Source organism: Leadbettera azotonutricia ZAS-9 (assembly GCF_000214355.1).
GTDB lineage: Bacteria > Spirochaetota > Spirochaetia > Treponematales > Breznakiellaceae > Leadbettera > Leadbettera azotonutricia.
The window spans coordinates 1,712,388-1,732,815 of the sequence record NC_015577.1; the positions used below are offsets into that span (position 1 = coordinate 1,712,388).

Consider the following 20,428-nt stretch of genomic DNA (forward strand, 5'->3'; position numbering starts at 1 on the left):
CAAAATTGTTACAGTATTCTTCATCTTCGCCGCCATGTGGTGCCGGCGGGAGAATCCTCAAGCAGGATGCCCCTGTCTTTGAGCTTGGCGCGTATCCCATCGGCTTTGACGAAGTCTTTGGCTTGTTTCGCGGCCAGGCGCTCTGCGATGAGGGTTTCAACCTCATTTGCCAGGGCCAAATCTTCGCCTGTCTGGGGTTTTGCGGCGGTTTCTGCGGCTTCCTGGGCTGTTTTTGCCAGATCCAGGCCCAAAACCCTGTCCATATCGAAGGCCGCGAGGAGGACATCGGCGGGCCTGGCCTCGGCATCCTTTAAAAGGCCCCAAAGTTCTGCCAAAGCTCTTGGGGTGGAGAGATCGTCTTCCAAAGCCCTGTCGAAAGCAGCCAGATATTCGCCGGCCTTGGTGTTTTTGATTGAATTTGCATTATTTTCGGCTGTAGTATCAATTTTTCCCTGTAATTCAGCGCATCCCTGAACCGCCAGGGCTTTTATCCTGTCCCCCAGGGCTTTTCGGGCGTTTTTGGCGCCTTCAAGGGCAGACCATGAGAACTGGAGCTGGCTCCGGTAATGGCCGCCCAACAGGAAATAACGGTAATCCAAGGGGGCGAAGCCCTCGTCAATAAGCGATTGAAGGGTCAGGAAGCCGCCTGAGGACTTGGACATTTTCCCCTTGTCCAGCACCAGGAATTCATTGTGAACCCAGTACTTCACCCAGGGGTGCTTGCCTGTGGCAGCTTCGCTCTGGGCTATTTCGTTGGTGTGGTGTATGGGGATATGGTCAATGCCGCCGGCATGTATATCGAATTGTTCCCCCAGGTACTTGATGCTCATGGCTGAACACTCGATGTGCCAGCCGGGATAGCCTCTTCCCCATGGGCTGTCCCAGACCAGGGCCTGGTTTTCAAATTTGCTCTTGGTGAACCAGAGCACAAAATCGCCTGCGTTGCGCTTGTTCTCGTCCAGGCCTGTCCTGGCGCCTGCCTTAAGCTCGTCAAGGCGGAGCAGGGCAAGCTCCCCATAGGCGGGGAATTTCGAGATGTCAAAGTAGAGGTTGCCCCCGGAAGAATAGGTAAAGCCCGAGGCTTCGATTTTTTTGATGAGGCTGATCATATCCTGGACATGATCGGTAGCCTTACAGACTACTGTGGGGCGCACAATGTTGAGCCTTTCAGTATCCTTAAAAAAAGCCTGGGTGTAGAAATCCGCGATTTCCAGTACCGACTTGCCCCGTTCTTCGGCGGAACGCACCATTTTGTCGTCGCCCTGATCGTTGTCCCCTGACAAATGCCCCACATCGGTGATGTTCATCACATGGGTCACCTCGTTCCCCAGGCGGCGCAAGGTCCTTGCCAGCACGTCGTGGGTTACATAGGCCCTGAGATTCCCGATATGGGCATAGTTATAGACCGTTGGACCGCAGCCGTAGAAACCGATTTTTCCTGGTTTAAGGGGTTCAAAGGGCTGCAAAGCCCGCCCCAGGGTGTTATATAAGGTTAGCGCCATGAATATAGATAGTTTACGTGAAATTCAGGAAAAAAGCAACCTGTGTTTATGAGCGTCCGGGGTTTATGCTGTTTAGGTATAATGCACGTCAATTTTTTTCGCCGCTGTCATGCTTCTTTTCCTCGTTTATAGTATAACAGAGATAGTGAATTTACAGGATTTTTTGAAAATTTCAATGCCTCCGGGATAAATTTTAAGGGTGAATTCCGCTATAACGAGCCCATGGCAAACCACACGACTTTCAAGGTAGGCGGCCCTGCGGATATTTGGGTGAAACCCGAAGCTGGCTGTTTCCCCGATTATGCAAGTTCCCTGCTGCAGGCCGCCAAAATCGAAGGTATACCTGTCTTTGTTCTCGGAGCTGGCGCGAACCTCGTGGTGTCCGATAAGGGCATACGCGGTATTGTGCTGGATACCTCAGGGTGGACGGGCCTGGAACCTTCTGCTGAGGATTCTGCCTGGGACAGCCTTGTTTTCCGTACGGGAACCTCTGTGGACGATGCCATAGAAACAGCAGCACGTCTCAGCCTTTCCGGCCTTGAGTTCCTCGCAGGCATGCCTGGCACCATTGGCGGGGCCGTGTGGATGAATGCCCGATGCTATGAAAAATCCATTTCCGATGCGCTTTTGGAAACTGAAATTTTGGATGAGGGTTTTTCACGCCAAAAGATACCTTTTAATAATGATGATTTCGGGTATAAAAAAAGCCCTTTCCAGAACCGGGGTGTTTTAATTTTAAGGGCTTCGTTTAGGTTAAAGAAGGGCGATCTCAACTTAATAAAGCAGGAGATGGAAGCCCATATTCAGGATAGAAAAGAAAAGGGCCATTACCGGTTTCCTTCGGCCGGATCGGCCTTCAAGAACAATCGGGCTTTCGGCGAGCCCACAGGCAAGATTATAGACACTCTGGGCCTCCGGGGCTTTAGCATGGGGGGAGCCCAGGTAGCGCCATGGCATGGCAATATCATTATTAACACCGGAAATGCCGCCGCTTCAGATATCCGGGCCCTGGCAGAAGAAGTTACACGACGGGTTAAAGCTGAACGGGGCTTTGATCTGGAGCCGGAAATACTCTTTGTTGGGGATTGGGATGTATAGAACCCGAGTATTCGAAAACGCTTTTCAATATATTTTCAATGCCCCCGCTATGCACCCCGTGAGCACTGCCAAGGGCTCGAATTCCAAATAATCCGAAACACTTTTGTCATAGTAAATTTTTATTTCGCAGGGGAATTCCTCGTCCGCTTCAAAATAAGCGATCTGCACAGGAATACACGGAAGGACTGGGCCGCGCCAGGAAAATTCGCCTCTTTTGGTTTTTTCCAGAGGAAGAAATCCCAGGACTTTTGCGGCGGCACAGAAACCAGGATAGTCGGAACTATAACGCTGAGCCAGGGAGGAGGTCATCCACTGGTTCCCGCTTCCTGTAAATATGGGACCAGCGAAGTTATGGAGAAGCCTGAAGTCGCTGCCCGGTTTTGCGTTTCCCCGGGAGGCTGCATAATACACCAAAACACTTAGGGAATTGGGGTTCACCGGGAAACCGTCCAGGGGCCTTACCCCGGTTTTGGAAATCTCGTATCTCCTCCCCAAAAAGTCGGCCTCCATACGGCTTGGCGAGATCAAGTCCAGACCCAGCCGGAGGGCAGCATCGGGGAAATCGCAGGCTTTGAGTTTGGGCCGAACAGCCTCGTAGGTAAGTTCGTATCCATTGGGCATGGGGTATTCTACCATAAAGAATGGCTTAAAATAGTGTCATTGACAAAGCCTTGTATGGCTCCGTATAATTTGACCGGAATGGCGGGTCAATTACAGCTTATATTTGTAAATTTCAAAAAAGGCTCCTATATAGTGGTGGAGGGAAAGCTGAATGCCGACCGTTTCTTCATCATACGCCAGGGAAAGGTAAGGGTTTCCAAGGAAGTGGAGGTAGTGGAAGAGGAGGGGGGCAATGTGCTTGGCCCTGGCGACTTTTTCGGCGTTGTTTCGACCATGTCATCCCACAGCCACATTGAGACAGCCCAGGCTTTGACAGACGTTACTTTAATCTCGGTGCAAAAAGAACAGTATGGCCAGCTCATCCAGAACAATACCCCTGTGGCCATGAAGATTATCCTCCAGTTTTCCAAGAGGCTCCGCTACCTGGACGCTGCCCTTTCGCGGCTCACCCTTAAAAACGCATCTGATGCCGAAGCCAACCCTTCCCACCTCTTCAACGTGGGGGAGTATTACGCCAAGCAGAGCCAGTATAACCAGGCGTATTATGCCTATCATCAATATATAAAATACTGCCCCAAGGGCGATCATGTGATGGCTTCCCGGGAAAAAATGATGAAGATAGCCCCCTTCGCAAAATCCGTAAGGATTGAATTCAAGGCCGATGAGTTCAACCGGGCCTATCCCAAGGGCAGCATGCTCTTTTCCGAAGGGGAGCCTGGGGAAGAGCTTTATATCATACAGCGTGGTTCGGTAAAAATCGTGAAGATCATGGATGCCAAGGAAGTGCTTCTGGCAGTGCTCAAGGCCGGGGACATTTTCGGGGAAATGGCACTTCTGGAAGCCAAGCCCAGGGCAGCCAGCGCCGTGGCTTACGAGGACTGCATGGTTTTGGCGGTGAACCGGGCTAATTTCGAGCGCATGATAGGCACCCAGCCCCAGATTATAGCCCGCTTGACGACCCTGCTTTCGGAGCGCATCTGGTTTATCTACAAGCAGCTTGCCAATACCCAGATCAACGATCCCATAGGCAGGATGTACGATGCCCTCCTCATACAGCTTGAAAAGAACCGGGCGCCCCTGCACACAGCCAATGACTATACCTTCGATTTCGGCCCCACCGAGCTGACCAATATGGTGGGCATACCCCAGGCTGACGCCAATTTTGTCCTGAGAAAGCTGCTGGAGAACAAAAAATTCAGGCTCGTCAATAACAAGCTCCAGGCCCTGGATATTTCCGAAATCGCCAAGCAGACTGAATACTACCGCAAGATGCAGCGCATAGAAAAAACCCGCCGCGAGGGCGGGGTGCGCTGATTGCCGGGCCGCTGACGGGACAAGGGAGATGAAAAATTTGCCCTTGCTTTTTGTTTTTCTCGTCCTTTTTTCCGCCCTTTCCGGGTGCAAAACCGCGGGCCAGGCAGGCAGCCTGGATTCCGCGATCTCCTTGGACAAGGCCATAGAAATCGCCGCCCACACTATCGGCAGCACCCTTCCCGAAGGGACCGTGGTGGCGGTCATTAATTTCGGTTCCCCTGCCCCGGAGCTCTCGGACTATGTTATCGAAGAATTAATGGGACGCCTGATACGCGATGGAAAGCTGGTTGTGGTTGACCGCGGCAACCTTGAGCTGATCCGCGGCGAAATGGACTTTCAATTGTCCGGTGAAGTGAGCGATGAATCCGCCCAGTCTATAGGGAAAAAACTTGGGGCCGAGAATATAATCACCGGTTCCCTCACCAGCATAGGGAATAATTACCGGTTCAGAATGTATACCCTCAATGTGGAGAGCGCCGCGCGGAAAACAGCGACCATGGAAACAGTGCATCTGGCCGGGGGTTTGGAAAGCCTGGCGTCATCCGGGGCACAAGCCTCGCCTGCAGTCGCGCCTCCGGCAAAAACTGCAGCCGCAGTTCCTGCTTCCCCGCCCCAAGCTGTTTCGGGCGATTTTGTCAGAATCCCCGGCGGCGTTTTCATGATGGGCAGTCCCGAGTCCGAGGCTTCCAGGCAGGATGACGAAGTTCTCCATCAGATTGCCATAAGCCCGTTTTTATTGAAGCGCCACGAGGTAAGCCAGGAAGAATACGAGGGCGTCATGGGTGTCAACCCAAGCTATGCCAAAGGAAAGAATCTGCCCGTGGAGAAGGTGAGCTGGGACGACGCGATAGACTTCTGCAACCGCCTGAGCGAGCTGGAAAAACTGACCCCTGTCTACACCCGTTCGGGAGATCTGATTGCCTGGAATGCAAAAGCCCCAGGTTACCGTCTGCCCACGGAAGCGGAATGGGAATACGCCTGCCGGGCAGGGACCACAGGCCCCTTCAGCACGGGGGACAATATTACCACCCACGAGGCCAATTACAACGGATATTATCCCTATAATAATAATGCCAGGGGAAGCTATATGCGCACCACCATGCCCGTAGGCTCCTATCCGCCTAATCCCTGGGGATTGTACGATATGCACGGGAATGTAACCGAATGGTGCTGGGACTGGTATGCGGATTATAATACCGCGCCCCAAACCGATCCCCACGGCGCATCAGGAGGCAGAAGGGGCCGGATAGCCCGTGGCGGCAGTTACAGCGACGGCGGCAGCGACCAGCGTTCGGCTGTCCGCTTTTACGGCGAGCCTTCCTTCCGCCTGGATCAGCTGGGCTTCCGCATAGTCAGGCAGACGCCGTAAGGGCGGACTTCATTCCCCGCTTTGCAAAGTTTTTTAAAAGCCGATAATAAAATGATGAAAACTCTGAAATCCCCCCTTTTTTTAGGGCTCTTGTTGATAGCCTTTTTATGCCCTGTTTCGGCCCAGGAAACCTTCGATGTCATAATTCAGGAACCGCAAAAGCCGCACCTTGCGCCGGAAACCCCCGAGCCTTTGCCCCGGACATACCGGGAGCTTTCCCTGGGGATGGGGCTGGACGATCTTAAGGCTGCCCTGCAGAAAGACAGCCTCTTTACCTTTAGGGGCGACCGGGATGTGTCCTTCCTCCCGGTGAGGGAACAGACCCTCATCGAGACCACGGGCCTGTCCTTTATCAGGCGGGCCTTTTTCCAGCTGGTGGACGGCAAGTCCTTTATCATGGCCTTTGCCCTGGACACCCGCCTGGTGGATCATTATTCGGTCTTTACCTCCTTTGTGAAAAAGTACGGCGAACCTTCCGCCCTGAGCCCCTCCGAGACAGTGTGGGAAAACGATGAAACCAGGGTGTCCATTGAACGGCCCTTGACGGTAAAGTACATAGACAAGGCGGTCTTTAATGGCCTCATAGACGAATCCAAAGCATTGGAATCCCGTCAGCTTTTCCTGCGCCAGGAGTTTCTCAATGATTTTTAAATCCCGTTTTTATGTCCGCTTGTGCTTGCTTGCCTTAATAGCGGTTTCTATAACCACAGGCTGTTCAGCCCAGGGGAATATTAAATTTGAAAAGCGGGATCTCACCATCGAAGGGGCAGGCGGGCAAGTGGCAATGACCATTGAAATTGCCCGCAGCGACGAGGAACGGAGCAGGGGGCTCATGTTCCGCAAGGAATTGAAAGACGGCGAAGGCATGCTCTTCATTTTTGAGCGGGATCAGGTCCTTTCTTTCTGGATGAAGGACACCCTCATACCCCTTTCCATAGCCTTCGTTTCCGCCGACGGCAGGATCATCGAAATCCGGGACATGGAGCCCCGGAACCTCAACGCGGTCCGTTCCAGCCGTTCTGCCCGCTATGCCCTTGAGGCGCCCCAGGGCTGGTTTGCCCGGGCAGGTCTTGCCCCTGGGGATAAATTGAAATTATGATTGTATAAGGGAACCTCCACCGCAGGTTCAAGGAGTCCGAGGTGTTTAAAGGTTTGACCCAGAGAGTGCAGAGGATAATTTCCATTGATGCCCAGGAAGAAGCCCGCCATTCCGGCGCGGATGAGCTTCTGCCTGAGCATGTGATCATCGCCCTTTTAAAAGACGGGGCCGGGACTGCCTGCAAGATTCTTCAGACCGCCAAGGTGGACTCTGTGGAATTCATCCGGGCCCTGGAAACCACCCTGTCCCGTTCTTCGTCCATAATGGTGCGCGGGGATGTGCCGCCTTCCAAACGCACTAAAATTCTCCTTGACACAGCCACCGACGAAGCCAGGATACTTGGCACTGATTATATAGGCACAGAGCATATACTTTTTGCGGCCCTGAGGGAAAAAGATTCCCTTGTGCATGCTTTTCTCCATCAGCTTGATGTGGAGCTGGAATTCCTGCGGGTAATAGCCCAGACCACTTTTTCGAACCGGGGGAATTTTCCCAATGCCCAGGATATTTCCAGGGAGGCTTCGCGGTCATCGTATGGCCATGAGCATCCTTTTTACGCGCGCAGGGAAGAGGGCAGGGACAATCCCCGGATTAGGACTGCCTCTTACCCGGTGCTGACCCCGACCCTGGATGAATTCAGCCGGGATCTTACCGCGTTGGCCCGGGCAGGCAAGCTCGATCCCATGGTGGGGCGCCAAAAGGAAGTTTCCAGGGCTCTGCGCATTTTGGCCCGGCGCAGCAAGAATAATCCGGTGCTGGTAGGTGAACCCGGAGTGGGGAAGACCGCCATCGTGGAGGGCCTTGCCCAGCTCTTTGCGGGGAACATGGTTCCCCAGGCACTGGCGGGGAAAAGGATACTTTCCCTGGACATGGGTTCCATTATAGCCGGAACCAAGTACCGGGGCGAATTCGAAGAACGCCTCAAGAAGATCATGAGGGAGATAGGCCAGGCCAAGAATGTCATCCTTTTTATCGACGAGATCCACACAGTGATAGGGGCAGGGGGGGCGGAAGGGACCATCGATGCGTCCAATATGCTCAAGCCCGGTCTTTCCCGGGGCGAGATCCAGTGCATAGGCGCAACCACCCTGGCCGAATACCGCAAGCATTTCGAGAAAGACGCTGCCCTGGAACGCCGTTTCCAATCCATACTGGTGGAAGAGCCCAGCCTGGACGAAACCATCGAAATACTCGAAGGCATTAAGAAACACTACGAAGAGCATCACGGGGTGACCTATACCCCCGAGGCAGTGGACGCTGCGGCCCGGCTTGCCCAGCGCTATATCACTGGCCGCTTTATGCCCGACAAAGCCATCGACATATTGGACGAGGCAGGGGCCATGAAGAAGCTCGCCCCTCCCGTTATCCCGCCGGAAATTTCGGGCCTCGAAGACGAGATACGGAAGCTCACCGATGAAAAGGTATTCATGGTGACAGCCCAGGATTACGAAGGCGCAGCTGAACTCAGGGACAAGGTGAGGGGCCTCCGGGGCCGGCTCGAAACCATGAAGGTCGCCTGGGAGCAGAGCACCAGGGCAGAAAAGCTCAAAGTAGACGAGGCTGACATAAGGCGCATAGTGGCTGAGATTACCGGCATTCCCCTGACCCATCTTGAAGAACAGGAATCCCGGCGTCTCCTTAAAATCGAAGAAGAACTCCACCGGGGGGTTATTGGCCAGGACGATGCAGTAAAGCGCATTGCTTCTTCCATACGGCGCTCACGGGTGGGGATCTCGAACCCCCACAGGCCCATGGGTTCCTTTATCTTTTTGGGGCCTACAGGCGTCGGCAAGACCCTCCTGGCAAAGCGGCTTTCAGAATATCTCTTTCAAACCCCCGAATCCCTGGTACGCATAGATATGTCGGACTATATGGAGAAGCACAATGCTTCCCGCCTTGTCGGCGCGCCTCCGGGCTATATCGGCTATGAAGAGGGCGGGGTGCTTACGGAAAAAATACGCCGCAACCCCTATAGGGTGGTGCTTTTTGACGAGATCGAAAAAGCCCACCGGGATGTTTTCAACCTTCTTTTGCAGGTACTTGAAGAGGGCGAGCTTAAAGACAACCTGGGCCATACCATAAGCTTCCGCAACACGGTTATTATCATGACCAGCAACGCGGGGGTACGGGAAATTTCAAAAGATTCGCGCCTTGGCTTCGGCGCCGGGAGCGGCCTCATGAGCTTCCAGGAAATAGAATCCCAGGCGCTCTCCGAGCTCAAGCGTTTCCTTAACCCCGAATTCCTGAACCGTGTTGACGATGTGGTGGTCTTCCATCCCCTGGAAAAGGAACAGGTTGAATCCATCCTCGGCCTGCAGCTTGACGAACTTGGCCAGCGTATGGCAGAGCAGGGCTATGCAATCGAAGTCGATCCCTCGGCCCGTTCCATACTCATAGAAAAAGGCTGGGATCCCAAATTCGGCGGAAGGCCCTTGCGCAGGGCAATTCAGAAGGAACTGGAAGATCCTATTTCCCTTAAGATACTGGAAGGGGGTTTGCCCATAGGCACATCTTTCAAAGCCGAGGGGGAAAACGGGAAGATTCTTTTGACTGTCCAGGCACTTCCTGTAGAATCCGGAAGCCTAACGCTTTAAATCACTGTTCCCGGGTAAAGCACTGCGTTCTTGGGAATCACGATGATCCCGTCCACAACGTAATAATTCCCGAAGTTGCCATCTTTTCTGGCGATGTCGTCCACCCCAATGCGGCAGCCCTCGCCTATGCAGGCGTTCTTGTCGATGATCGCCCTTTTGACTATGGTGCCCCGCCCTATGCCCACATTGGGAACCCGTGCCTCGGCGTTATGCAGTTTCTGTATATCCGATTCATAGAAGTCCGCGCCCATGCAGACCACGCCGTTGAGGCTCGATCCGGATTCGATTATGGTACGCACCCCGACTATGGAATTGGTGATGGACGCGTTGGTGATGATGCAGCCCTCGGCAGCTATGGACTGGTTCATATTGCTGAAATTCATCTTTGAAGGGGGCAGGCAGCGGGAGTGGGTGTAGATGGGATGGTTTTCATCATAAAAATCGAAGCGGGGCTTCAGGGTGGTCAGCTCCAGGTTGGCCTCGTAGAAATTGCGAATGGTGCCTATGTCTTCCCAATACCCGTCAAAAGCATAGGCGTTCACCTTGAGGCGGCTGATGGCCGCCGGGATGATCTCTTTGCCGAAATCGGTAAGCTCGTTGTTAAGGCTTGCTTCCATGGTGGCTGCGTTAAACACATAGATGCCCATGGAGGCCAGGAATTCTCCCCCCTTGGCCTTGTTTTTTTTGAGTTCAGAGGGGGCCCTGAAATCGGAAATGTCTTTTGTGGGGCCCGGTTTTTCAAGGAACTCGGTGATGATATTGTTTTTGTCGGCCTTGAGTATGCCCAGCTGGCTCGCGTCTTCGCGGCTTACCGTGGTGCATGCGATGGTGATGTCGGCCCCCGAATCCTTGTGCTTCTGGAGGAAATCTTTCAGGTTCATGCGGTAAAGCTGGTCCCCCGAAAGTATAAGGTAGTAGGAAGGGTTCTGGGTCCTGAAGTGGACAAAATTTTTGCGCACCGCGTCGGCAGTCCCTTCGAACCAGCCTGTATGCTCAAAAGTCTGCTCCGCCGCCAGGATTTCAACGAAGCCCTTGGAGAAGGTGTCAAAGTTGTAGGTTTGAGAGAGGTGGAGATGGAGGGAAGCCGAGTTGAATTGGGTGAGTATGTAGATCTGCCGCAAGTCCGCATTGATGCAGTTGGATATAGGAATATCAACCAGGCGGTACTTTCCCCCAAAGGGGACCGCAGGTTTTGCCCTCTCCTGGGTCAAAGGGAATAACCGTGTTCCCTTGCCGCCGCCCAATACTATCGATAAGACTTCGGACATAAACTCCTCCTCAAAGCCTTGCTATGTCCCCCCACCGCAATAGTATATGCCATGATTTCATTTGTGTCGATAGGATTTTGTCTGCGCGTAGAATTTATTTCCAAATTAAGATAGTATGCTGAAATGGATAGCCCCCAGGCTCTGGAAAACATCCTGAAAGACCCGAGTTTTGCCCCAAATATCGTGGTGGAGCGCCTGCTCCAGGCGACCGAAGGCAGCTTCGCCCCCTTTCCCCAGGATGTGGAACCCCGGATCGCGGAAGCCTGCAAAGCCCGGGGCATAGACAGGATCTACACCCACCAAGCCGAGGTTTGGGCAAACGTCAAAAAAGGCCGCCATACCGTGGTGGTTACCCCCACGGCATCAGGAAAGACCCTCTGCTATAACCTTCCGGTGCTGGACGCCCTCCTGCGGGACGACAAAGCCAGGGCGCTCTATCTTTTCCCCACAAAGGCCCTCTCCCAGGATCAGCAGTCGGAACTGAATGAACTGGTCGGCGCCCAGGGCGAAGATGCAATCCCGGTCAAGGTCTCCACCTACGACGGGGATACCCCCGACAGCCTCAGGGTCGCCGCCAGGGACACGGGGCGCATAATCATTTCCAACCCCGACATGCTCCATGCGGGCATACTGCCAAACCACCCCAAATGGATAAAGTTTTTTTCAAACCTCAAATACATTGTTATAGACGAAGCCCACGCGTACCGGGGCGTGCTGGGAAGCCATGTGGCGGATCTCATACGGCGGCTTAAACGCATCGCCTCATTCTACGGCTCCAGGCCTGTGTTCATACTCTGCTCCGCCACTATCGGGAATCCCAAAGAGCTGGCCCAGACCCTTATAGGCGAGGAAGTTGCCCTGGTGGACAAAAACGGCGCCCCCCGTGGAGAGAAGCGCATCATACTCTACAACCCGCCCCTGGTGGATTCTGTCCAGGGCATACGGAAAAGCGTGGTGGACGAAAGCCGCCGCTGGATGCTGGCCTTTCTCAAGGCAGGCATCAAGACCATACTGTTTGCCCATTCCCGCGTAAAGACCGAAGTGGCCGCCTCCTACGTGAACGAAGATCTGGCCAACATTTTTACCGACAATTCCCGCATCAAAGTTGAAGCATACCGGGGAGGGCTCCTCCCCAACGAAAGGCGCGAAATTGAAAGGGGCCTTAGGGAAGGCGCCATACAGGGTGTGGTGTCCACCAATGCTTTGGAACTTGGCATAGACATAGGAGGGCTGGACGCTTCTGTTGTAGCCGGCTTCCCCGGTTCGTTTAGCAGCTTCTGGCAGCAGTCGGGCAGGGCAGGACGGCGGGGAGGAACTTCTATAGCGGTTTTTGTTGCCTCCGCCTCGCCCATAGATCAATTCATCATGGAAGATCCCGAATGGTTTTTCAGGAAGAACGCGGAAGAAGCCCGCATCGATCCTGACAACCCCTATATACTGGCGGATCACATTAAGTGCGCCGCATTTGAGCTTCCCTTTAGGGACGATTTTTTGGAAAACGGCGAAGACTCATTCACTTCTGACGAAGCTGTCCCTGTATTGGAATTCCTTGAAGAAGAAGGCATAGTCAGGCATACATCAGGCAAATGGCATTGGGCCGACCGCTCCTTCCCTGCCGAGGGCATAAGCCTCCGTTCGGCAACTGCGGACAATGTGGTAATCATTGATGTTACCAAGGGACGCAATACGGTCATTGGCGAAATGGACAGGCCCAGCGCCAAAGAATTGATCTTTGAAAATGCGGTTTACATACACCGAGGCAATCAATACCTGGTAGAAAAGCTGGATATAGAAAACAGGAAATGCCTGGTACGGGAGGCGGAGGTAAATTATTTTACCGATGGCCTGGTAAAAACAGATATCAAGGTACTTACCGAGGATGCAAATTTTGAATATCCTGAAAACACTGCCCGTGGGGTGCTTGGGGATGTGCTGGTACGATCCCAGGTTGCGAAATTCAAGAAAATCCGCTTCCGTACCAACGAGAATATAGGGTATGGCCAAATAGACCTCCCCGAAGAGGAGATGCAGACCCGTGCATTGATGCTTCTTTTTGATTCTGAAAGCAGGGGAGGGAAAGTCCTTGATGGCTTTGACGAGGCTGCGGCAGGGGCGGCCCTTTCAGGGACAGGGACACTGATAAAAAACATCGCCCCGGTGTTCCTCCTCTGCGACCCAAGGGATTTAGGCATTGCAGAACGGGTACGGGACCCCCATTTTGGAATCCCTGCCCTTTACATTTACGATAAATACCCCGGCGGAACAGGGCTTGCGGAAAGCCTTTCCCACAGGACAACGGAGCTTTTTAAATCGGCTTACAGGGCAGCGGAAAATTGCCCTTGCAAATCGGGCTGCCCTTCCTGTGTAGGGCCTGGGGGGAACAAGACGGCGTCTTTGGAGTTTTTAAAAACTCTTAGTGCTTAGCACGCAATAAATACTATGTAGGAGTAATTTGATGAAAAAGTTTATCTCTGCTTGTGCGCTTTTGCTTTTCTTTGCTGCCTTCGCATTCGGGCAAATAGAAATCGGGCTTGCTGTCCAGGATACCCCTGGTACAGAAACCTGGAGCGCCGGCCATGCAAATCTTCCTCTGGGCACCCAGCTGCGGATTACCAATTTGGAAAACAGCAAGCAAGTGACCGTTATGGTTGACAACCGCATCCCGGAAAACCCCAATAAATTGGTCCAGCTTTCCCACCGGGTAGGCGAAGCCCTTGAGATGCCGATTACCGGCATAGTTGAGGTGAGCATCGAAGTAATAGACAAAGATGTCCCCCTGGGCGAACTCACCATGGCGCCGGAACCCCGGGACTCCGCTCTGCCTGAACCCCGCAGCGCGCCGCAGCCCAGGCCTGTTGCGCAGCCTGCGTCAGGCGGCGCAACGCCTGTGCCAAGTGCCACGCCTGCCCCGGCATTCACGCCTGTGCCCGCAGTGCAGCCTGCGCCAGGCGCATCTCTTCCCCCCGGACCGGTGGCAGCTTCCGGGCTTGCGACGGCTCCTGCGGCTTCAGCCGCGCCGGTACCAGTATCAGCTCCGGCGTCCCTGCCTCCGCCCGCTTCCCCGCTTGCGCTTGGGCCGGTTGTGCCTATTGCATCCCAGCCAAATCCCGCAGCCGCAGCGTTCGAGGCGCCCAGATCCCAGGTAGTGCCGTCGGCGACTTCTGCGCCAATAGCGGCGCCTGCCGCGCCGGTACCGGCTGCAAGGCCGGTTGCGTATCCTGCTGCGCCTCCCGTGCCTGTAGCAGCTCCTGCAACCCAGGCAGCTCCTATAGCCCCGGCGTCAAGGCCGGCCCCGCAGCAGTCAGTGATGAGCTATCCTGTTGAATCGGTAAAAGTAATACCCCGCATTCCCGATCCATCCAGCACAAGGCCCTACCGCTTGCAGGTTGGATCTTATAAAAGCGCAAGCATTGCCGCAGGGATGGTGCAGAAAATGCGCAGCAATGGGCTTAACGCGTATATAGAGCCTTTTGGGGAGTATCACCGTGTTGTGGTTCCGGGAACCAGCGCCAAGGACATCCCCGCCCTAATCGACCGTATAGGTCAAACCGGCTTTAATGAGGTATGGATCAGGAACGAATAGAAATAGCGCAGCCAGCTTTAAAGCTTATTTTTTGCAGGGTAATGCGGTAGCTGTGACCGGGGAGGAATTCCTGGGTAATTGTGGTCGGGACTGCAAAAGCCTCCATCATACCCAGGTATTCCCGTTGTTCAGGATAGGTGACTATGAAGGTATGATTCCCCGGAGAGAGGATTATGCTTACCTTGTTGTCTGAGGATGTAAACTTTTCCGGCCTCGAATTTATCTATTGATTTTTATGGCCCGTCAAGCATATTTTAGGGGAAGTCCGGGCCAATTTATTATTCCATTGTAAATGAAATAAATATTCCACTATGACTGGAATAAACTATATTGCTATAGTATACTTAGCCTCATGAAATATTCGGAAATTAAGGAAGTGGCAGGCTCCCAGCAGGATGCATTGGAAAAGCGGAATTTTGGGCTTTTGCGGGATATGCTGCCTGAACTTCCCAATATCAAAAATCATGCACTCATCGTGGGCGGTATACGCCGCTGCGGAAAAAGTACAATTCTTCATCAATTTGCAAAGAGGTTAAAAAAACCATTTTTTTATTTTAATTTTGACGATCTGCGGTTTGTTAATTTTTCCCAGGGAGATTTTGCGCTTTTGGATCGGGCAATTAAAGAATCCGGTTCACGGTTGCTGTTTTTTGATGAAATTCAATCAGCCGAAAATTGGGAACTCTATATCAGGCAGAAATTGGACGAAGGTTATCAGCTTGTCACTACTTGTTCAAACGCGTCTCTTTTAAGAGGCGAATTGGGGGGCAAGCTCACCGGGCGGCATATAAGCAAAGAGCTTTTTCCCTTTTCGTATAACGAATTCTGCCGGTTTACCCGCAGGAAGGCCGGCGCTTCCTCGCTGGGTATTTATCTGGAAAAAGGAGGTTTTCCGGAATACCTTAAAATGGATAACCGGGAAATTCTTGTTCAGCTTCAGCAGGACATATTATACCGGGACATAGCCTCCCGGTATGGACTGCGGGATGTTTCTTCCCTCAGGCAGCTCTACGCGTATCTTGTATCCAATCCTGCCCAGCTGATTTCCCCAAGCAAGCTGCTGACCGCTGCCGGAGTCAAATCGGCAACAACAGTGCTGGAATATTTTTCATATTTTGAAACCGCATACCTTACCTATATGGTTCCCCATTTTGCATGGTCAGCCAAGGCCCGCAGCCTAGCCCCAAAAAAAATATATATTGCAGATCCAGGAATAATCCAAACCGGAAGTATTTCGTTCACTCCCAATCACGGCGCCCTGCTTGAAAATTTTGTGTTTCTGAATTTGCGCAGTAAAAGCCGGGATATTTATTACTTTACGGATAAAAATAATAACCAGTGCGACTTTATCGTAAATCCCAGGAGAAAGCCCCCGCTCGATCAGGATGCTCTTCATGGGCTTGCTCCAACTCAATGCATACAGGTGTGTTGGGAATTGACTGCGGACAATCAGGACAGGGAGATAAAAGGCCTTCTTGCGGCAATGGAATTTTTCGGACTTGACGAAGGGCTTGTCATCACCTTTGATCAACGGGATCTGATACTGGAAAAAGGGAAACGGATTGAAGTGGTTCCGGGCTGGTATAAATCTATTTAGTGTCTGTCCATAAAGCCAATAATTGGGTTATTATTCATCTATATCATGGGACAGAATCTGCGCGCCAGGCTGGGCAGAATCAGGGCGGCCCAAAAAAACGAAGAAAAAATCCCGTCCGAGAACTCCCGTCGGGATTCGTCAGGATCGAGGTCTCCCTCCGGTACTGAAAAAGCCGCTGATCCCGATTCAATTCTGCCCGGTTGGAATCAGTCTGGTTATAAAACCTTGCGCCGTACTGTGCAGTCGGATCTGCCTTTTGACGCGCCTGAAATTTTGCTTCAGGCCCTGGCTATCTTGGTGCCGGATTTTTTCCGCTGCAGCGCGTCCAAATCCATGCCCGTCCCTGGGGATCTTCTCTTTTTCGATCTTGAAACCACGGGCCTTTCTGGCGGTGCCGGTACTGTTGCCTTCCTTGCCGCCTTTGGACGGTTCCGCAAACAAAAACTGGAAATAACCCAGTACCTTCTTTTGGATTATCCCGGAGAAGCCGATTTTATTGAGGCTGTCTTAAAGGAATTCAAGATTCCGGGTGAGGCAGCCGGGAACTCCCGCCGAGAGCCTGTTGTGGTAAGCTATAACGGCAAAAGTTTTGACTCTCAAATTTTAAAGACCCGCTGCCTCATGAACGGCGTCATGGCCCCTGATTTTTTCCATGCAGATCTTCTCCACCCTGCGCGGCGGCTCTGGAAAACCCGCCTTCCCGATTGTTCCCAGGCGACCATTGAGACGCAGATCCTCGGCCTGGATCGTACAGGGGATATCTCGGGCGCCGAAGCCCCCGAGATATGGTTTAATTTTCTTAAAACCGGAGAGACAGAGGCTCTGCTTGATATTTGCGAGCATAACAAAAAAGATATATGCGGCTTGGCTTCTATTTTAATTGCACTTGCGGAAATCGCTGCATCCCCCCTTGGGACACGGGAAAAATTCAATTTTGATTTTGAAGCCTTAAGCCTGCGCTGGAGAGAAACAGCTCTTAAGAGAACTTCATTTTTAAACGAAACGGAAATATCCGCAGGAAAAGAATTATTGCTAAAGGCCTCGGAAGAGGGCCTTCCCCGTGCAATGTTTGCAAGGGCTTTGGATTTATTAAGAGAAGCCGAATTCAAAGAAGGAAAACGTCTTCTTAAGCGTTTAATTTCTTTAAAAAATATTCATCCCGGCACTGCCGAAATAAAACTCTTGGCTCTCCGCACTCTGGCAATGGACGCCGAATGGCGGGTATGCGATTTGCAGGAAGCCCTGATTCATACCGAGGCCGCCCTGTCCCTTGAATGTCTCAGGGAAAGCATGAAGGCTGAATTTATCCGCCGCCGCGAAAGGCTGCTAAAAAAATTGGGGAACCCGGAGGTACTTAATGGAAATTAAAGTTATGGCCATGGATGATTATCCTGATGTTTTTGAACTTTGGAATTCAACCGCCGGTATGGGTATGCGGAGTCTTGATGATTCGGAAGCCGGCATCCGCAAATTTATAAACCGGAATCCTTCCACCTGTTTCATTGCCAGGGAAGGAAAAGAATTGGCCGGAGTACTGCTCGCAGGCCACGACGGCCGCCGGGCGTATATCTACCATACTGCGGTCAGGGAAAATTACCGGAAGCACGGCATAGGCCGGGCCCTGGTAAAAGCCGTAGAGAGGGCTGTGAAGGCCGAGGGAATACACAAAATAGCCCTGGTCGCCTTCGGCTCAAATGAAAACGGCAACCGCTTCTGGGAAAAGATGGGGTATATAGTACGGCAGGATCTTGTGTATAGGGATAAAAGTTTGAATGACGAGAATAAATAAGGCAACGGACGCATGAAAAATGGCCGTCGGTTTTTTAAAGTAAACTCACCGGGTCCACATCGGTTTCGAGATAGACCTTTGCATCCTTTCCTTTTTCGTAACGGCTGAGTATGGTTCCTGCTGCGGCGTGGAGGCTGCCCATGGATTTGCCCCTAAGTATTAATTGTCTGCGGTGATTGCCCGAGATAATGCCCAGGGGACATTCGGCAGGGCCCAGGGCGTCTGCGCCTTTTGGGAGCAGGGGGAGGGCGATGGAGGCGAGACGGGCGGCTGCCTTGTCGGCGCGTTCCGCTTCTTTGGAACGCAGGGTAAAACGTATGAGCCGTGTATAAGGCGGAAAGGCGAGCATTTCCCGCTGCTGTAATTCGGCTTCAAAAAAGCCGTCCACATCAAGGGCGCAGGATTTGACAATCGCCGGATCCTGGGGCCGCAGTGTTTGAACTATGACTTTGCCATCCGGGAAGTAGCGGCCCGAGCGGCCCGCCACCTGGACCACCAAAGAAAAAGTCCGCTCCGCCGCCCTGAAGTCCGGGAGGTGGAGGCCCGTGTCCGCCAGCACAACACCCACCAGGCGCACGCCGGGAAAGTTAAGCCCCTTTGCAACCATCTGGGTTCCCAGGAGTATGTCGATTTCGCCTGCGCGGAAACGGTCGAGGGTATCTTTGAGGCTCCCTTTTTTTACCGTTGTGTCGGCGTCGGCCCTGGCTATGCGCAAATCGGGAAACGTGCGCTTTACTTCTTCTTCGATCATTTCAGTACCGAAACCGGTAAAGCCCGCTTCAAGGGAACCGCACTGGGGGCACGCATTGGGAGGCGTCACAGAATAGCCGCAGTAATGGCACACAGCCCTGCCGCGGCTCTTGTGCCAGGTGAGGGATACTGAACAGTGCTTGCAGGTCAATTCATACCCGCAGGATTTGCAGTGATAGAAATAGGCAAAGCCCCTGCGGTTGAGGAATAAGATGGTCTGCCGTTTCATGCGGGCTGTTTTGAATATTTCTTCTTTTAATTCATCCGTCAGGCAGCCATTGGTTTTTTCAAGGCTCACGGGGATTATTTCGGGCGTGCTGCCCCCTGAAAGCCTCCGGGTGAGATTGAGCCGTTTAATGGCGCCGTCTCCCATGAGCTTCCATGCTTCTGCCGAGGGGGTGGCTGACCCCATTACGAGCCTTGCGCTTTCTGTTGCACAGCGCTTCATGGCGACCTGTCGGGCATGGTACCGGGGAGTGTTTCCCGATTTGTAGGAACCGTCCTGTTCTTCATCAATTATGATGAGGCCCAAATCTTTTACCGGTGCAAAAACCGCGCTCCTGGGGCCCACTACAATCCGCGCTTCCCCGCTGCGTATGCGCATCCATTCGGTAAGACGGTTTGAAGGAGTCATCCCCGAATGGATGGTGGCCGCGGCAGTACCAAAACGTTTACCTATGGCGTCCGCTGTCTGATGGGTAAGGGAAATTTCGGGCACCAGATAGATGACTGATTTTCCCTGTTTCATCATATATTCCGCAGCCCTGAGAAAAACTTCTGTCTTTCCCGATCCTGTGATGCCGTACAAATAAAAAAGCGGTGCTTCATCACCGGGAGCAATAATCACATCCAGGGCATTCTGCTGCTCACCGGAAAGATCCAAAGCAGTTTCGGTGATCTCCTCGGACCCTGCAATGGTGGGGTAGTCGCCAGTGCGCTTCCCTGAGGGGATCATCGCCGACAGAGCCTGGCCCGTACCGCAGAAATAGTAGCCTGCTATCCATTTTGCAAGCTCCAGATCCCGGTCGTCAAAAATCGGCTCCGCATCCACCACGCGGCGTATAGCCTTGAGGCTGCTTTCGCTCATGCCTTCGGGCATTGTATTTCGGCTGCCTATAATGTAGCCCAGGGTATCGCGCCTGCCGAAAGGGACCATGGCGCGTTTCCCGGGAGCGGCCTGTTCTGTGGTCTTTGCGTCTTCTCCGTCAAGGCGGTATGTAAAAACCTGATTAGAAGGAATGTCAAAAACAAGATCGAGGTACATTTTTTCAGGAGACGCCATCAGCGTCTCCCGTGTTCAGGGTATTTAATTTTGCCTTCAATGTTTTGAGATCTTCCCAGGCCGGACGCTTCAAGGATTCGTCTTTAAGTATATCCGAGGGATGATAACTGGGCAGTACAGGTATAGCATCTCCGCCGCTGCTCTTGTATTCGTCAAAATTACCCCGGAGGCTGTTTATATCTTCTTCGGTTTTGAGCAGATGCCGGACTGCGGCTTCCCCCACGCAGAGCAGGCAGAAGGGCTTTGAACGTTCAATTTGCCGATCAAGGAAATCAGCGCCCTCTGAGATACCGGCAACAAGGCAATTTTTGTCCCGGTAAAGCCCAATGGATGCAAGCATCTTGTCCAGAAGCTGCCCTGCCGGGCCTTCATCCTTTTCCAAATCTTCGCCAATGATTATGACCTGGGGACGGGCAGTGTTTTCGCTTTTCTGTCCTTTTGTATCATCAGAAAATGTATAAGCTTCCCTGAGCCGGGCATAGCCGTCCCTGAGATAATCACCTGTAATATCGATAAAACCCGCAAGGGCTGTTTTTTCTTCTGAGGTCATGCCTTAATTGTC

At 52.8% G+C, this 20,428-nt stretch carries 16 protein-coding genes; 11 read left to right on the plus strand and 5 right to left on the minus strand.

Going from position 1 to position 20,428, the window contains the following annotated elements; genetic code table 11:
* Positions 1 to 20 precede the first annotated feature (20 nt).
* Positions 21 to 1,502, minus strand: coding sequence for a cysteine--tRNA ligase (gene cysS, locus TREAZ_RS07370; protein WP_015711198.1), 1,482 nt, complete (start codon positions 1,500 to 1,502; stop codon positions 21 to 23).
* A 186-nt stretch (positions 1,503 to 1,688) separates the two neighbouring features.
* Here cysS and murB point away from each other — a divergent pair, with 186 nt between their 5' ends.
* Entirely contained in the window at positions 1,689 to 2,600 is a 912-nt protein-coding gene (gene murB / locus TREAZ_RS07375) for a UDP-N-acetylmuramate dehydrogenase (RefSeq protein ID WP_043922980.1), read from the plus strand.
* A gap of 24 nt (positions 2,601 to 2,624) precedes the next feature.
* On the opposite strand, the gene TREAZ_RS07380 is transcribed toward murB, so the two are convergent.
* A complete protein-coding gene (locus TREAZ_RS07380) occupies positions 2,625 to 3,236 on the minus strand; it encodes a DUF3786 domain-containing protein (protein WP_015711200.1) in 612 nt (203 codons plus the stop codon).
* Between the two features lie 63 nt (positions 3,237 to 3,299).
* Between TREAZ_RS07380 and TREAZ_RS07385 the strand changes: the two genes are divergently transcribed.
* From TREAZ_RS07385 to TREAZ_RS07405, 5 genes are read left to right on the plus strand one after another with little or no spacing between them, the layout of a single operon-like run.
* Positions 3,300 to 4,535 (plus strand): Crp/Fnr family transcriptional regulator, encoded by a 1,236-nt coding sequence (locus tag TREAZ_RS07385; RefSeq protein ID WP_015711201.1) that lies wholly within the window; start codon positions 3,300 to 3,302, stop codon positions 4,533 to 4,535.
* Between the two features lie 28 nt (positions 4,536 to 4,563).
* On the plus strand, positions 4,564 to 5,904 hold the full coding sequence (locus TREAZ_RS17375; RefSeq protein ID WP_052297655.1) for an SUMF1/EgtB/PvdO family nonheme iron enzyme: 1,341 nt from the start codon (positions 4,564 to 4,566) through the stop codon (positions 5,902 to 5,904).
* A 51-nt stretch (positions 5,905 to 5,955) separates the two neighbouring features.
* Positions 5,956 to 6,555: a hypothetical protein gene (locus TREAZ_RS07395; RefSeq protein WP_148257747.1), complete on the plus strand. Its 600-nt coding sequence runs from the start codon at positions 5,956 to 5,958 to the stop codon at positions 6,553 to 6,555.
* Entirely contained in the window at positions 6,545 to 7,003 is a 459-nt protein-coding gene (locus TREAZ_RS07400; protein WP_015711204.1) for a DUF192 domain-containing protein, read from the plus strand. The genes TREAZ_RS07395 and TREAZ_RS07400 overlap by 11 nt, the downstream gene beginning before the upstream one ends.
* A 41-nt stretch (positions 7,004 to 7,044) precedes the next feature.
* Positions 7,045 to 9,597, plus strand: a complete 2,553-nt coding sequence (locus TREAZ_RS07405; RefSeq protein WP_015711205.1) for an ATP-dependent Clp protease ATP-binding subunit — start codon at positions 7,045 to 7,047, stop codon at positions 9,595 to 9,597.
* On the opposite strand, the gene TREAZ_RS07410 is transcribed toward TREAZ_RS07405, so the two are convergent.
* On the minus strand, positions 9,594 to 10,865 hold the full coding sequence (locus TREAZ_RS07410) for a glucose-1-phosphate adenylyltransferase (RefSeq protein WP_015711206.1): 1,272 nt from the start codon (positions 10,863 to 10,865) through the stop codon (positions 9,594 to 9,596). The two genes, TREAZ_RS07405 and TREAZ_RS07410, sit on opposite strands and share 4 nt — an antisense overlap.
* Positions 10,866 to 10,988: 123 nt before the next feature.
* Between TREAZ_RS07410 and TREAZ_RS07415 the strand changes: the two genes are divergently transcribed.
* From TREAZ_RS07415 to TREAZ_RS07435, 5 genes are all read left to right on the plus strand, one after another.
* Positions 10,989 to 13,289 (plus strand): DEAD/DEAH box helicase, encoded by a 2,301-nt coding sequence (locus tag TREAZ_RS07415; RefSeq protein ID WP_015711207.1) that lies wholly within the window; start codon positions 10,989 to 10,991, stop codon positions 13,287 to 13,289.
* Positions 13,290 to 13,320: 31 nt separating this feature from the next.
* Positions 13,321 to 14,448: an SPOR domain-containing protein gene (locus TREAZ_RS17380; protein ID WP_015711208.1), complete on the plus strand. Its 1,128-nt coding sequence runs from the start codon at positions 13,321 to 13,323 to the stop codon at positions 14,446 to 14,448.
* Between the two features lie 352 nt (positions 14,449 to 14,800).
* Positions 14,801 to 16,045 carry an ATP-binding protein gene (locus tag TREAZ_RS07425; protein WP_015711210.1) on the plus strand — a complete coding sequence of 415 codons (1,245 nt, stop codon included), beginning with the start codon at positions 14,801 to 14,803 and terminating at the stop codon, positions 16,043 to 16,045.
* Positions 16,046 to 16,090: 45 nt separating this feature from the next.
* Positions 16,091 to 17,413, plus strand: a complete 1,323-nt coding sequence (locus tag TREAZ_RS07430; RefSeq protein ID WP_015711211.1) for a ribonuclease H-like domain-containing protein — start codon at positions 16,091 to 16,093, stop codon at positions 17,411 to 17,413.
* The gene (locus TREAZ_RS07435) at positions 17,403 to 17,834 is read left to right on the plus strand and encodes a GNAT family N-acetyltransferase (RefSeq protein WP_015711212.1); all 432 of its coding nucleotides are present in this window, start codon (positions 17,403 to 17,405) and stop codon (positions 17,832 to 17,834) included. Before TREAZ_RS07430 ends, TREAZ_RS07435 begins: the two co-directional genes overlap by 11 nt.
* A 34-nt stretch (positions 17,835 to 17,868) precedes the next feature.
* Here the strand turns inward: TREAZ_RS07435 and priA are convergent, their stop codons facing one another.
* Together priA and TREAZ_RS07445 are read right to left on the minus strand one after the other, a co-directional pair.
* Positions 17,869 to 19,866: a replication restart helicase PriA gene (priA, locus tag TREAZ_RS07440; RefSeq protein WP_015711213.1), complete on the minus strand. Its 1,998-nt coding sequence runs from the start codon at positions 19,864 to 19,866 to the stop codon at positions 17,869 to 17,871.
* Positions 19,853 to 20,416, minus strand: a complete 564-nt coding sequence (locus TREAZ_RS07445) for a uracil-DNA glycosylase (RefSeq protein ID WP_015711214.1) — start codon at positions 20,414 to 20,416, stop codon at positions 19,853 to 19,855. The genes priA and TREAZ_RS07445 overlap by 14 nt, the downstream gene beginning before the upstream one ends.
* Positions 20,417 to 20,428: the final 12 nt, after the last annotated feature.

Coding starts and splice junctions, on each gene's coding strand:
- cysS (WP_015711198.1), bottom strand. CDS start 1,502: ATGGCGCTAACCTTATATAACACCCTGGGGCGGGCTTTGCAGCCCTTT.
- TREAZ_RS07380 (WP_015711200.1), bottom strand. CDS start 3,236: ATGGTAGAATACCCCATGCCCAATGGATACGAACTTACCTACGAGGCT.
- TREAZ_RS07385 (WP_015711201.1), top strand. CDS start 3,300: ATGGCGGGTCAATTACAGCTTATATTTGTAAATTTCAAAAAAGGCTCC.
- TREAZ_RS17375 (WP_052297655.1), top strand. CDS start 4,564: ATGAAAAATTTGCCCTTGCTTTTTGTTTTTCTCGTCCTTTTTTCCGCC.
- TREAZ_RS07395 (WP_148257747.1), top strand. CDS start 5,956: ATGATGAAAACTCTGAAATCCCCCCTTTTTTTAGGGCTCTTGTTGATA.
- TREAZ_RS07400 (WP_015711204.1), top strand. CDS start 6,545: ATGATTTTTAAATCCCGTTTTTATGTCCGCTTGTGCTTGCTTGCCTTA.
- TREAZ_RS07410 (WP_015711206.1), bottom strand. CDS start 10,865: ATGTCCGAAGTCTTATCGATAGTATTGGGCGGCGGCAAGGGAACACGG.
- TREAZ_RS07415 (WP_015711207.1), top strand. CDS start 10,989: ATGGATAGCCCCCAGGCTCTGGAAAACATCCTGAAAGACCCGAGTTTT.
- TREAZ_RS17380 (WP_015711208.1), top strand. CDS start 13,321: ATGAAAAAGTTTATCTCTGCTTGTGCGCTTTTGCTTTTCTTTGCTGCC.
- TREAZ_RS07425 (WP_015711210.1), top strand. CDS start 14,801: ATGAAATATTCGGAAATTAAGGAAGTGGCAGGCTCCCAGCAGGATGCA.
- TREAZ_RS07430 (WP_015711211.1), top strand. CDS start 16,091: ATGGGACAGAATCTGCGCGCCAGGCTGGGCAGAATCAGGGCGGCCCAA.
- TREAZ_RS07435 (WP_015711212.1), top strand. CDS start 17,403: ATGGAAATTAAAGTTATGGCCATGGATGATTATCCTGATGTTTTTGAA.
- priA (WP_015711213.1), bottom strand. CDS start 19,866: ATGGCGTCTCCTGAAAAAATGTACCTCGATCTTGTTTTTGACATTCCT.
- TREAZ_RS07445 (WP_015711214.1), bottom strand. CDS start 20,416: ATGACCTCAGAAGAAAAAACAGCCCTTGCGGGTTTTATCGATATTACA.